Source organism: Streptomyces cinnabarinus (genome assembly GCF_027270315.1).
Lineage (GTDB): Bacteria > Actinomycetota > Actinomycetes > Streptomycetales > Streptomycetaceae > Streptomyces > Streptomyces cinnabarinus.
Genome location: NZ_CP114413.1, coordinates 9,501,952 through 9,515,172, shown reverse-complemented (window position 1 = coordinate 9,515,172; position 13,221 = coordinate 9,501,952). Strand labels below are relative to the sequence as shown.

At 68.3% G+C, this 13,221-nt stretch carries 10 protein-coding genes and 2 pseudogenes; 2 read left to right on the top strand and 10 right to left on the bottom strand.

From position 1 onward, the window contains the following. Positions 1-117 precede the first annotated feature (117 nt). From STRCI_RS42865 to STRCI_RS42825, 9 genes are all read right to left on the bottom strand, one after another. Positions 118-2,082 carry an NACHT domain-containing protein gene (locus STRCI_RS42865; protein ID WP_269664393.1) on the bottom strand — a complete coding sequence of 655 codons (1,965 nt, stop codon included), beginning with the start codon at positions 2,080-2,082 and terminating at the stop codon, positions 118-120. 35 nt (positions 2,083-2,117) lie between these two features. Next, positions 2,118-2,570, bottom strand: a complete 453-nt coding sequence (locus STRCI_RS42860; RefSeq protein WP_269664392.1) for a hypothetical protein — start codon at positions 2,568-2,570, stop codon at positions 2,118-2,120. Positions 2,571-3,625: 1,055 nt separating this feature from the next. Then, positions 3,626-4,027 carry a hypothetical protein gene (locus tag STRCI_RS42855; protein WP_269664391.1) on the bottom strand — a complete coding sequence of 134 codons (402 nt, stop codon included), beginning with the start codon at positions 4,025-4,027 and terminating at the stop codon, positions 3,626-3,628. Positions 4,028-4,653: 626 nt separating this feature from the next. After that, positions 4,654-5,247: a sigma-70 family RNA polymerase sigma factor gene (locus STRCI_RS42850; RefSeq protein WP_269664390.1), complete on the bottom strand. Its 594-nt coding sequence runs from the start codon at positions 5,245-5,247 to the stop codon at positions 4,654-4,656. Between the two features lie 282 nt (positions 5,248-5,529). Next, complete coding sequence (locus tag STRCI_RS42845; protein ID WP_269664389.1) at positions 5,530-5,778, bottom strand: hypothetical protein; 249 nt, start codon at positions 5,776-5,778, stop codon at positions 5,530-5,532. Between the two features lie 120 nt (positions 5,779-5,898). Continuing rightward, positions 5,899-6,750, bottom strand: coding sequence for a tyrosine-type recombinase/integrase (locus STRCI_RS42840; RefSeq protein ID WP_269664388.1), 852 nt, complete (start codon positions 6,748-6,750; stop codon positions 5,899-5,901). Positions 6,751-7,705: 955 nt separating this feature from the next. Next, positions 7,706-7,909 (bottom strand): hypothetical protein, encoded by a 204-nt coding sequence (locus tag STRCI_RS42835; protein WP_269664387.1) that lies wholly within the window; start codon positions 7,907-7,909, stop codon positions 7,706-7,708. A gap of 279 nt (positions 7,910-8,188) precedes the next feature. Next, complete coding sequence (locus STRCI_RS42830) at positions 8,189-9,532, bottom strand: WD40 repeat domain-containing protein (RefSeq protein WP_269664386.1); 1,344 nt, start codon at positions 9,530-9,532, stop codon at positions 8,189-8,191. Positions 9,533-9,780: 248 nt separating this feature from the next. Beyond that, entirely contained in the window at positions 9,781-10,152 is a 372-nt protein-coding gene (locus tag STRCI_RS42825; RefSeq protein WP_269664385.1) for a hypothetical protein, read from the bottom strand. 212 nt (positions 10,153-10,364) lie between these two features. On the opposite strand from STRCI_RS42825, the gene STRCI_RS42820 reads away from it, so the two are divergent. Next, positions 10,365-10,775, top strand: coding sequence for a hypothetical protein (locus tag STRCI_RS42820; RefSeq protein ID WP_269664813.1), 411 nt, complete (start codon positions 10,365-10,367; stop codon positions 10,773-10,775). Between the two features lie 492 nt (positions 10,776-11,267). Here the strand turns inward: STRCI_RS42820 and STRCI_RS42815 are convergent. Further along, positions 11,268-11,451, bottom strand: a pseudogene (locus STRCI_RS42815) (alpha/beta fold hydrolase); the annotation flags it as partial. Between the two features lie 808 nt (positions 11,452-12,259). Here STRCI_RS42815 and STRCI_RS42810 point away from each other — a divergent pair. Beyond that, positions 12,260-13,017 (top strand): annotated as a pseudogene (locus STRCI_RS42810) (transposase). The last annotated feature ends 204 nt before the right edge of the window (positions 13,018-13,221 follow it).

Below are 13,221 nucleotides of genomic sequence, written 5' to 3'. Positions count from 1 at the left end.
GGAGTTACGAGCTCGCCCAGCGCCGCCCGCCTGGCCTCCTGTGATCCATCTGTCGACAACCGACGTGATGGCCGGAACGCCTCAGCGGCACAGCCACCATCTCCTGGTCGTCCGACGTCAGCGGGACCGTGACGGGCGCTGAGGAGGATGGGCCGCGAGCCAGTGTTGGAGCTCGCGGTGCCGGAACTGGTACACGGAGCCCGAGAGTCGTAGCAGGCCCGCGTCGAGTGCCCAGTCCAGGAAGGCTCCCAGGCGCAGTGGGAGCTTCCCGCCGCACCGCGCGATGCTGACGAAGACCACGTAGCGCCGGACGGCGGTGCCGCTGAGCAGTCCGCACATGCCGAGCCCGCACACCAGGCCCACACTGACGCCGGCCTTCACCCCGCTGAACCCCGCCGCGAGGGAGCCGATCATGCCGCCGTTCGCCAACCCCAGCAGCAGGCGGTACCGGATGTCTCCGCGCATCAAGCGGCGCGGTCGTACCGCAGGGGACGGGTCCTTCTGCAACGCGATGCTCACCAATAGCAGGTACAGAGTCGTGAACAAGGCCACGGCAGCACCGGTCAGCAGGCTTTGCGGCAGCGGCCCGTCCATCGCGAAGCAGAACCCGCCGCCGACACCGCCGAGGACGGCGACGGCGACGGCACCGCGCCGTCTGCGCTGCTCGCGCGGACAGTCGATTTGCGCCCAGCCGGCCCAGACGAGGCGGCCCGTGGTCGAGCTGAAGTGCGACCGTCCCAGCCCGAAGTTCAGGAAGAACAGTACGATCGCGGGCCCGCCGAGCACCCAGTCGGACGGGACGCCGGCCAGGGCGACCAGCCCCGACAGACATAACAGGCCGTAGAGACCGACGTAGTACGGGACCCTGCAGTCGATCTCCGCGACCAGTGACCAATTGGCCAGCGGCCACAACCGGTAGGGGTCGATGTCCGTACGGCTGTGCTCGTCCGGGTGCACGACCTGCTCCGGCCTCGGATGCTCCAGATAGGACGCAATCTGATGCAGCCACCGATGCACCCGGTCGGGTGGGTAGCGCCGGTGGCCCCCCGCCGCATTGTGCTGGGCGACGACCCTGGGCAGGTACCTGGCCAGCAGGAACTGGTCCAGCTCGTCCGGCTTCGCGTGGCGCAGCAGTTCGCAAGGGTCACCGGTGTCGCGGAAGACCGTCGCAATCAGGCAGAGCCGCCAGGGAGTGGAGAGGGATCGTGCCAGGGTGCCGTCCGGGGCGTCTTCCAGGGCGCGCAGCAGCAGCTCCCAGCGGGCCGGCTCCGTGGTCCGGCCGCGCAGATAGGAGACCGCGTCGGGGGCGTCGACCGGAACAATCTCGATACGGGCGGCGCGCAGCAGTTGCCGTCGCGGCTGCGCGCCGAGATTTTCTACCAGCGCGTCCAAGTGCCGGGTGCGGCAAGTGAGGATCACAGCCGCGAGGTCGGTGCCGTCAAGGTAGCTGTTGAGCGCGTTGAGGACGGCCGTCGCCCGCGGGGCGCGGGGATCGGCCTCTCCGTTGGGCAGCGTCTCGTCCATCTCGTCCAGGCCGTCCAGTACGGGCAGCACGAGCCGACTGGTCACCAGCCGCTCGGCATCATCCTTGGCCACGCGGTAGGTCACGATCAGATGCTCCGTCAGGTGGGCGTCGAGCGGCACGCTGGTATCCCAGGCCGCCGTCGACAGCCGGACGGGGACCGGCTGCCCCACCGAGTCGGGGCCGGTGAGCGCGACGATCAGGTCCAGCGCCAACACGGTCTTGCCCGCGCCGGGAGCACCGGTAACCACCAGCCGACGGGGGGTGATGGCGCGGTAGTACGCGGCCACGTCATGGATGCCCTCGCCACTGGCCGTGAGCCGACCGTGCAGCGCGGCCCCTTTCGCTTCCCTGTTCGCTTCCGGGCGCAGCGTGTAGGCGAGGTCGATCCGGGCGACGTCCTCGCCGAGCAGACGGAAGCACTCCGCGCTCTCATGGGCACGGACGGTTTGCCGCAGCCGGTTGAGGACCAAGGTCAGCGGGTCCTCAAGCCTCACATGTTGTTCGACGCGGTCGATGTGCAGCGCGGCCACCGCGCCGTTGTACGCGTTGATGCCCAAGGCTTCCGGATGGCCATGGGGCGCTCCCGGGACGGTCAGCGCTGTTCCGTCCCGGGGTGCGGAGGGTTTGCGACCGTCACCCCGCCGGTGATCACGGCGGCCGCCACACTGCTACCACCCGCCCTGACATTCAGGTCACCAGCCACGTGGAGCGCCGGTGCGCCGGCCGCGCACCGCAACTGTTCGACCTCCTCCATCAGCGTGTGCAGCCGCGCCGCGAACTCGGGGTCGTCGTCGGATGCGGCCCCCAGCGCCCGCGCCGCCGCGTCGAGGGTCTCCCCGGCCGGTGCCCCACCGGCCTCGATCTCGGCCCACAGCAGCCGGAACCGCGGCTCTTCCTCCAGGCGGGCAGTGACTAGGTCGTGAACCCGCTGCATGCCCGCGTCCAAGGCCCTGTCGGCCTCGGTGTCGGCCGGTCGGCCGCCTCTGCGCGGTATGTGCGCGGCCCATCCGACGACACACGAGATCACGACTTCCGGGCCGGACATCTCTTCTCCAGGGGGCGCTGCCCTGGGTGTTCCGCCAGGGCGTGGAACTTCGAACGGCCGGATTCAACACGCGTGCCACGGGCCGCGAGGGCGGTATTGCGGTTCTGCCCCAAGGTGAACGAATGTGATCACCAGGGACCGAACAGAGCGCGAGTTGGCGGATTCTGGCAGGGGCCTGACGAGAATCCCCTCCACCGATCTGACGCTACCGTCAGCAGCGGTGAACAACCGGCACGCACAGCGGGCTGGACCAGGCCCGGGTATGGCAAGACGTCGGTCGCATGCCTGATGTCGACGTCCCCGCGGCCATGTCGTACGGCGTCTGCCTCGGGATGGCGACGCACATGGCGGCGGTGGGACAAGGGATCCGGCCGCGGGCCCCTCGGCATCGAGGTACGCACCGTGCACTTCGTAACGGTCCTCCTGTCCCCGGCCCGGGGACTAGCAGATGAGGGATGGACGCGATGTGATCTGCCAGCCCTCGAAGATTGCGTGGCAGGGGTGGGCGGGCGTGGCGGTGGGACGGGGCCCCGGGCGAGCTCGCGCCGTCACTGGTCTGCGGATGCGCGGGAACGGGGGCGACGAATCGGCGCTGCCGATCTTGCCCAACAGTCCCTGATGCGCCCTCAGCGCTACCCGGCGGCTCGTTCGCCCGAGGGTGGCATCGCGGGCGTCGAGCCTGGCAGCGAACTGGCGCACCAGGTCGTACGTTCGGTTCAGATCCGGGCAGTGCTGATTGAGCCGCCGGAATGCCTCGGCTGTATCCAAGCTGCGGCGGGATGACCCGCTGGAAATTCACCGGGACGCCAGACCCAGGCGCTGGCAAGGAGCGCGCTCGACACCCACGAGCCGGGTCCCGGTGGAGAACCAGCGCGGTGCAACCGGCTGCCATCACATCACCCCGCCCCATGCCCACCATCACAAGCCGCCCAGACGGGACAACTCGCTTCTCTGAACTAGCCGCGGTGCTCTTGGAGCCGGTGCACATGGCGAAGGCCCTCACCGGAAGGAATGGCGAGGGCCTTGATAACAGGAGGAAAGCTTCCCGTCCCGCTCTACTTGCGTAGGGAACGGATCGCAGCGGCACCGCCCCACGCGGCGGCCGCCAAGGCGAGGGCGTTGGCGGCCCCCAAACCGCTCACCATCAAGACGATGGCGACGAGGAACGCGATGGCCCCGACAAAGGTGAGCATCACGGGGGAGGCGGTGGCGGTCAGGTGGACGGCCTTCGCGGAGAGGGCCCGGCGCCGCTGGTGTCGCCGGGCCCGGAGTTCCTGCCGGTGTTCCCGTCGCTGCTGACGCCTGAGTTCCCGGGCCTCGCGCTCGGCGTCGGCGAGCTTCTGACGGCAGCAGGCGAGATTACCCTCGGCGAGCTCCAGCCGGAGTGTGACGGAGTCCGTACGAGTCACGGTCGGGAAGTCCTGGCTCTTGCCGCCGTCAGAGGGGATCGTGGTCATGGTGTTCCTTCGGGAGGACCAGCCCGCCGCCCGGGGTTGGAGAGCCTGGGGGCGGCGGGCCCGACGCGTCGATGCGCCAGTACCTAGAAGCAGCGAAGCCGGGCCCTCACTGTGAGAGGGTCCGGCTCCACTACCGATGGTTTACCTTCCAGTCGTCAGCCCTTCGACGCGGCCGTGGACTCGGGTCCGCGGACCGCGCTCCCGGCGAGCCGGTCCGACGACCGGGCTGCGGGGAGGCAGCAGCAACAAAGCCGCCTCGACCCGGCAGCCGATCCACGCCCAAACGGCCATCACCGTGGCGATCACCGCGAAGTACCCGCGGTGGATGTGGTTACCCATGCCAACCTTCCGTTCCGTAAGAAGTGCCTCGCAGGGAGGCGTTCACCATGAGGTCGTCCGGACTTTCGTCCGGTTCTGGTGTGGATCCGCGGCTCGTGCTTGCCGGCCGGCCGCGGATTCACTCGCTTCTAGAGCTCCGCGGCCGCTGTCCCCTGGCCGTGGACCCTCAGTTCCAGCTGGTTCTCCTCCTTTCCTTCTGTCGGGATGGCGGCTGACGATGAGCCCCCACTCGGAGCTACGGGCTGAGCCGTCGTCGTTGCGGACCAGCCCAGGGCTCCTGGAAGCGACTAATCGTCGTCGGACACGACTCCCAGGCGGGCACCGACTCGTCGGGTTCCGAGCTTGCGGCGGGCGTGGCGAAGCGCGTCACGCACGTTGCCGGGCGTGGTGTCGATGAGCTCGGCGATCGACGGTGCCTTCAGGCCATACGCCTCGGCAAGTACGAACGCACGGAGCTGGAGCGTGCTGAACTCCTTCTTCAACACAGCCATCGCCTCGACGAGCTCGACCTGGCTCGTGAAGTGGACGCTGATGTAGTTGGCGGGGTCCTCCAGATTCGAGGTCTCGTCGCCCACGAAGTTCTCAGCGCGGGCAGACAGCTCGCTGAGGTGCTGGCCCGTGTGACGCTTGATCATCGTCCACAGGTACGGGGCGACGCTCTCGTTCAACGGGCCCGACAACAGGCGCCGGTAGAAGGCGATCGCCACCTTCGAGCAGATGTCATCCGCATGGTCGCGCCCAGCGCGGGCGCACGCGGACTTCCAGAGGGTCTTGCGCATCTTCACGTAGGCGTCCCACTGTTTCTGCGCCTCGTGGCACAGGACGCCAGCGGGGACGTGCTGGTGCGGGACCCTCCTCCCGTTCTTGTCGCTCCCGTTCATCGGTTCCTCTCGGCGTCGGCGGCGGTGAGATCGAAGACCGCCTCTCGCGCGGGCGATCTGCCTATAGACAGCGGGAGGAGCCGGAGACTGTGAGAGAGGAATCGCGAGAAATTTTTGCGGCCCGTCGGCGGCCCTGACGGGTGCACTCATTTCCCCAGATCAGGGCACGTTCGGGCGGCAGGAAGGCCTCGGCCGGACTGCAAGGCAGCTTGGCCGAGGCCATGGAAACGGGGTGGTCACCCTGCCGAGACGACGTCGAGCACTTCGCGCGCAGATGGTTCGTCAGGGCGAAGCCTCGGGTGAGCCGACCGAGCGGGCTGTGATCTGCTGGAGGGTCGGAACACCGAGGAAGACGGGCGAGGCTTTGCGGTCGTGTCTGGCGGTGATCTCCGCGATCTTCTCTTCGGCAGCGGCCAGGCTGGTGGATAGCCCTTCGACCTCCCCCAGCCATCCCTCGCGCTCGGCTTCCCTGATCCGGTCGGCAAGGTTGTCGCGGATCTCGACCAAGCGGGACATCTCGCCGAAGTCCACGATGAGCACGGGGCAGCGAACGCATGCGTGCTCGTGGATGCAGTCCGTTCCGTAGGCTCGTCCGCAGCTGCCGAGGGCGAGCTTTCTCTTCTCGAAGTGGCCGAGGAAGTCGTTCCACTCCTAGGGCGTGACAGCGCGATATTCCTCGACGGGCCTGAGTGCCCGCCGGCGCGCGATGAAAGCCCGGTGGGACTCGATCGCGTCGACCGGATAGATCGCCGCATAGCCCATCGTGCTGTTGATGTTGTTGCGACCTGCAACGACTTGGGCAATGTGCGGTGGAAGGCCGCTGAGGATCGCGTCGGTGATGAAGATCCGACGGAAGTCGTGGAGCTGGAACCTCAGCGGCTTGCCCGCGCTGTCAGTGAGCCCAGTGGCTTCGAGGGTCTGGTTGATCGCCTTGCGGATCGTGCTCTCCGCGAGCGGCCGGTTCTGGCCGGAGACGTTCCACTGATAGAGCAGCGGCATGGGAGGGTTCCAGACGCCTTCGTGCTGGTCATAACTGGAGACCAAGGGGACGCTCCCGTCCGAGCCACGGACGCGCGACACGATCGCGCTAAGCACGTCAGCGAGTTCAGGGCTGACGAGCAGGAGCCGTTCTTGATCGGTCTTCGACGGTGCGACCTGCAGCAGCGGAACCACTTGCCCGGTGGTTGGGAGCTTGTAGCTGAGGATGCTGTGGTGGCCGAGTTCCCGGAGCTCTTCGATGCGAATGCCGGTATGCCGGAAGATCTCGATCGTTGCCCAGGCCCAGAACGCGACCTTTTCCTCGGTCGCGAGCAACCGGCGGCGGCCGTACTCGTCGCGGACGCTCGCTGCCCGCCCCTCTGGGCGATTCGTGAAGCGCGGGGCAGTGAAGGCCTCGCCGAGCACTGTGAACGTGGATCCTGGCGCCGCGGCATGGAGAGCTTCGAGGCGAAGACGGGCTTCCTTCAGCCGGCGGTCGGCGACTCGGACGAGCGTGGGCAGCACGGGCAAGCGCTCACGAGTCCGCTGGTCTTTCCTGGACTTTTGCAGCTTTTCGAGCTTCTTTGCTGAGCATTCAGCCTCGCTGATGGGGGCGGGTGCCGCCCATGGCCCCCAGCGTTCTGGCTCGTCAAGAGCCCACTGGGCGATGTCCAGGTAGAAGGCCCGGACTGAGAGCTTGCCGGAAACCGCGCTGGACCGCGGTTCGACGGACTCCGTGACAGTTCCGTCGGCTTGGCGTCGGCGACATGCAGACGCGCCTGCCGTACACCGCATTCAGCCCCACCGGAACAGCAACCAGCACCGGAGGACGCATCCACGACCACTGCGCCAACACCATCCGCTCCAGCAGACCCGGCACCAACAACCCGGCAGAAGTACTGAGGCGCCCATGACTGGTTTGACGCCGCGTCCTGATCGCGGACGCGCGGGTGTCCCGGGGGCTGAGGACGGGGCGCCGTCCCGTACGGAGTTGGAGCGGTGGTTCTTCCTGGACGACGCGGATCGGGCGTTGATCGAGCCGAAGGCGCTGTCTGATCACCGGATGGCTTCGGGGTCCATATGGCGACGGCCCGTTTCCTCCGGGGTGTTCCTGAACGGCCCGGCAGACGTGCCTGTGACAGTGATCAACTGCCTCCGATTTGAGAGGGTCGTGGACCGCCGCGTGTCAGAGTCGTCTCACCGTCGGCGGTGATGGTGACCCGGGCGCCGTACACGGAAAGTCGTCCGGAGGTGTTGGGGCGGTTGCGCATGCGCTCCAGCTCCGACCACTACCGACCGAGGGCCTCCCTGAGTGGGCCGAGATGGACGTCGTCCGGACAGCCATGATCGAGTGGCGAGGGGGTGGGCCCGAGGCGTGGGCCGCCCCCAGGTAGCTCGGAGCCTGGCCCTCTGCACTGCAGCGCGTTCGTGACCCCGCCTCGACCGGACGCGGACCCAGCGCTTGAATCGAACGCATGGACTAGATGTCGCCGGATCCCCCGCGCCTCCGCGCGATCTGGCCCACCTCGACCGCCAGCTCGCCGACACCGAGACGATCGGCACCTGCCTCCGGCTTCAACGCGACGCCGTCCAGGCCGCGCTCGCCCGAACCGAGGCCCACCCCACGGCGCCTGGGCCGACTCCCGGTGGGCGGAAGCTCCTGCGCCGAAGCCCTTGCGTTCATCGCTCTGACCGTATTGATGGCCGCGCTACCGCTGTGCGTTCGCCAGCTCTCCGGCCCTCGCGCGGAAGGGCAATGCCGGGCGTCCGCGATTGGCTGATCAGCAACAGCTGGCTGGTCACCATCATCGTCTGTGCGATCTTCATCCTTCTGATCCTCGCGTAGAGCGCAACGGCCGTGAGCACAGCCAAGGGGCCGGCTCCAGGGCCAGCACAAGGGCCAGTTCAAGGGAGCAGCATGCCCCCTTGAACTGGCCCTTCATCGTGTGCTCCGGGCAGGGAATCAGTTGCGGGTGATCTCGACCGTCGCCTCAGCCGAGGAGGCGGCGTGCCAGTGGTCACCGCCGTACGCCACGACGTAGCGGACCTCGCCGGGCTTGGCCGGGGCGTCGGTCGCCGTGAAGGTGCCGTCGGCCGCCACCGGTACGGCGCCCAGGGAGACGCCTTCAGGGTTGGTGGCGTCGTGGCGTGTGACCGTGACCGTGGTGCCGGGAGCGATTCCGGGGGTCAGCGTGCCGGTGAGGGTCAGCGTCCGGCCCTTCCTGCTGGTCGCCGGCGCGTCGAGGGCGATCGCTGTCTGCACCGTGGTGTTGACCTGGAGAGAGTGGAACCGGAGCCCCATGACCCCGCTCTCCCCCGTCACGGCGAAGAGCCGGCTTCCGTCCGGCGCCCAGGCCAGGCCCCGGACCACCGGGCTCTGCGTGGCGGCGCCCAGCTCGACCGTGGTCAGCGGATCCGGGGCAGCCGGAGCGTAGAAGGACACGTCCGGGACGTCGGCGCTGGTGTTCTGGGCGCCCCCCGCCACCCTGCCGTCGGGTCCGGCGGCGACGGCCAGGGGCGAGGCCGGGGCCGTATGCGTCGCCACGTCCGAGAGATCGTCGAGGCGGAAGGCCCGGTACCCCGGCGATATGAGGGCGGCGGTCAGGATCGTACGGCCGTCCGGTGTCACGTCGATGTCCCGCAGACCGTTCATCTCGGTCCCGGACAGCACCCGCCGCTTGGCCATCACGGGCATGCCGCTGCTCACGTCGTACACCGTGAGGGTGTTGCGGTTGGGGTCACCGGTGCCGACCACCAGCACGTTCGGGTCGGCGGGGGAGGTGACGAGCTCCGCCCCAAAGTCCAGCGAACTGTCCAGCCCCAGTTCGACGACCGGCTCGGGGCCGCGCACGTCGATCGAGCCGAGGTCCCCGCTGACGCCGTAGCCGAACCACAGCTTCCCACCCGCGACCGCCACGCCCAACGGGGCTGTGCCGTCACCGACGTGGTAGCGCGCGGTCTCCGCCAGCGTCGCGGTGTCGTACGCCACGATGGTGTCGATGTCCCGCGCGGCCACGTACAGGGTCTGGTTGTCGGGCGAGAGCGCCAGCCCGCTGGCCCCCGGGAGGCCGCCCAGCCACGTGCTCTTCCCGTTGTAGTCCGTCACCACTACGCGGCCGTCGGCGCCGGCCGGCATGCTGAGGAAGATCTTCTGATGGCTGCCGTCGACCTTCATGTCGGCGAGCTGGTACAGCGGCAACGACACACCGGTCGCCGCGTACGCCGGCATGGCCCCCGGTATCGCCAGCAGTACGGAACCGAGCACCGCAGCGAACGTGGCACCCAGCGTGCGTCTGGATCTGCGCACGGCAGAACCCCCCTCTGTGTCCTGTGAGTTCGCACCGGCAGCCCCCTCGACCGGCCGGCGGAGACGACGCATGACGCCGTCGTCGATCATTCTGCGCCGCGATGAACGAAACCGGCGAACTATTTGGCAAGAAGAGCCAGCAAACCAGCGTCTGTTGGGCAGGTCACGATGTCACCCGATCGTGCAGCACACCCCTGACTCCGGGCCCGGTGTCGGTTCAGCAAGGACGCGCGGCCTCGCCACCGCTCTCACACGGGCACATAAAGGTCCTGCGGCGATGCGCCCAGGATGAGCCCGTTGTCGAAGCGGACCCGCACCGTCACCAGTGCTCCCTGTTCCTGGAACGCCACCCACGCCGGCTGCAGCGCGCCAACCTTCTGCTCCAGCTGCCGCCTGCTCTCCGGGGGCATGCCGTCACCGTAAGAATCGAGCAGCGACTTGAGCCGCTCGTACTCGCGGACGTCGGCATCCTCGCGGACGTGCTCCGTGACTTCTACTACGGTTCCTACGGTGTCGGCGGCGAGGGAAAGGATGCCAATGACCGCCCCGGACACCTCGATCGGGTCACTCAGACGAAGATCAGCGGCCAGCTTGACGCGCTGGCCTTCCTGCAAAGTCATGGGATTCCCTGTTCCACGGTCCGGTCGTACTCGTCCCATGATCGCGCCCGCCCCGCTGAGCCGAAAACCGGCCGGGCCGATGGCGGCGATCTCACGGTGGGAACTGGCAGAGAAGCTGCACGACGGCCTGACAGCGGTCGGCGGATATCTCCTGATCGCCTTAGATCCGAGTGGAATGCCTATGCCGCCAACTTCAACATCGGCGACGCCTGGTGAACGACCCCCACGCAGCACCCGCTGGACAGCTGGCGCCCCCGGGCTGGTCGTCGCAGCCCCCTGCAAGGACGCCGTCGAGCGCCCGCCTGACGGCCCGGGCGAGGGGTTCTCTGGCCCTGCTCGCCACCCTCGTCTCCGGGGGCGCCGAAGCTACCGACAAGGCCTTGTGGCAGCTCTGGACGAGTCTTCACCATCAGGGCGGCACGACCGCGGCAGGAGCACTGGCGGTACCGCTCCTGCTCCGGATCGCGGTGGCCGGGCGCCCCGAACTGCGTGCCGATAGCCTTCGCCTGATCGACGAGATCGGGCGGTGTCAGTACATGGGGGACGGATCGCGGGAAGGCCTGCTCCAGGTCGCCGAGGAGCCGTTGATGGTTGAGGGCAGCACGATGTGCCCAGTGGACTGAACGATCCAGGCCGCCCGTCAGGCCGTGATGGACAACCTGCACATTCTGCTGCCGCTGCTCTGCGACCCCGACCCCGAGGTCCGCTCCGCGACCGCCTACGTTCCGGCGGCGTCGGCCGGCGAGGTCACCCTCCTTTCCACTGCTCTGCGGTCCAGGCTGGCGGAGGAAGACGATGCGGTAGTCCGGGCGTCTCTGATCCCGGCGATCGCCCAACTCGCCCGCGAACACCATCATGAACACGCTCCCCGGTGGGCCCGGGGCCTGTGGTCGGATCCCGGGCGACTGCCCGAGGCCCGTAACGGCGTCGGCCTGGCCTGGCTGTGCCTGGTCCCCAATCCCGTTCCCGACGAGCTCCGCGCCCTCCTCACAGGCCCCGGCACCCGTCCCTACCAAAGCATGCTCGAGCAGGTGCCATGGCTCACCCGGATCGACGCCACCGGCAGCAGCGGGCTGCGCCGTTGCATCGCCTTGGCGCTGCGAGTGGACGTGGTCCGAGAGCGCTGCCGAGGTGGCACGGGTGAAGCCTTCGGGGTTGTCCAGCATGATGTTGTGCCCGCAGTCCGGGACCGAGACCACGGCCACCCCGGCTGCGGTGAGCCGATCGGTGCCTGGGAGCGGGCCGCCGGCCTCGGGCAGCAAGTAGGGTGCGGGGGATCTCCAGGTCCAGCAGAAGCTGGACGTTGCACGAACACCAAAAGGCTCGAGCCCTGATCAAGAAACCCCACCCGCCTTTGTTCACTACGTCGTACACGCCGCAAACCGGCTCACTTTTCAAGCGCCGCTTACGTCGCACCAGGTCCGGCCCTGAGGGTGCCGGCTCCCGGGCTTCGACGAGGCTGCCGACGGTGCAGGGACTCGGAGCCTTCGGGAGATCACGAGCCAGGGCGTCGAGCTCTCAGGGTTCGTGGTCGGAACCGACCATCCGGCCAAGACCGTGCGGGCGGTCCTGCGTACCGGGCCAATGACACTGTGAGCGCCGCGACTCCAGCACTGCCGACCGGCGCGCAGATGATGCGGAACCTGATCGAGGCCACACACGGGACACGGCAGCCGGCCCCCGACATGGCGGACCTTGCTCCTCGTTCTCCTCGACGAATCCGCCGTCGGCCTCGATCCGGTCCCGCCTCTCGATCGGGCAGCGCTGTCGTCGGGGTAGCGGTGTGCTGCCCGTTCGGCGCCATGTTTTGTCATACCGGCCGCCGCATGAACGGCGCTCCAGGGGGACACCCCCACGACGCCGCATATAAACCGGCACGGCCCGCGCGGCCGACAGCCAACAGCATTCAAGTGAAGGAGAAACTCATGTCCTTCGACAACGCCAGGCAGCAGGACCCGTCCGACTCGCCTGCTTGCCCGAGGCAGACCCCGGCCAGCCGCGAGCGGACCGCGGCCCGGCGGTCGAACCATCTGCGGCGACGGATCCGCGACCGGGCCGCCCTAAGTCTTGTCCCGTAACTGCTGGTCACGGGCGAGATGATCTTGACGTGACTGGTGTGATCGCGGCGTCGGAGTCGTCCTGGATAGCCCCGTTCACCGGGCTGAGCCCGCGTCAGTTCAGCAGGTTGATCACCGCGTTGCGGCGCGAGGGCGCGGACCCGGTGCGCAAGGGCCGGCCCTGGAGCCTTCCGCTGGAGGACCGGGTCCTGCTGGTCGCCGCGTACTGGCGGACCAACCTCACGCTGCGTCAACTCGCGCCGCTGTTCGGGGTGTCGAAATCCGCGGCGGACCGCATCGTCGACCATCTCGGGCCCGTGCTGGCACTCCATTCCGGAAGGACACGGTGCTGATCGTGGACGGAACCCTGGTGCCCACCCGCGACCACGCGGTGGCCGAGAAGTCGAAGAACTACCGGTACTCGACCAACCACCAGGTCGTCATCGACGCCGACACGCGGCTCGTGGTCGCGGTCGGCCGGCCGCTGCCCGGCAACCGCAACGACTGCAAGGCCTGGGAACTGTCCGGCGCCAAGGACGCCGTCGGCCGCACCACAGTCATCGCGGACGGCGGCTACCGGGGCACCGGCCTGGTCATCCCGCATCGCCGCGAACGAGGCCAGGCCGAACTCCCGGCCTGGAAAGAGGAACACAACGCCTCGCACCGCAAGGTCCGCGCCCGCGTCGAGCACGCTTTCGCCCGCATGAAGACATGGAAGATCCTTCGCGACTGCCGCCTCAAAGGCGACGGCGTGCACCACGCGATGCTCGGCATCGCCCGCCTGCACAACCTCACCCTCGCCGGGTAACAGACGAACGGGCAGGTCAACCACCGCGCCGTAGATCATTTACGGTACAAGCCTCAGGTGTCGCGCACGGCATGGGTACGGCTGCCGGCAGCATCGTCATTACCGCCACGATCACATGGGTCCAGACCCGCTGACCAACCGTGCTGTTCAATCTCGTGAACACCAACCGCAGTCCGGAGCAGACACCTCCCAAGATGCTGAACA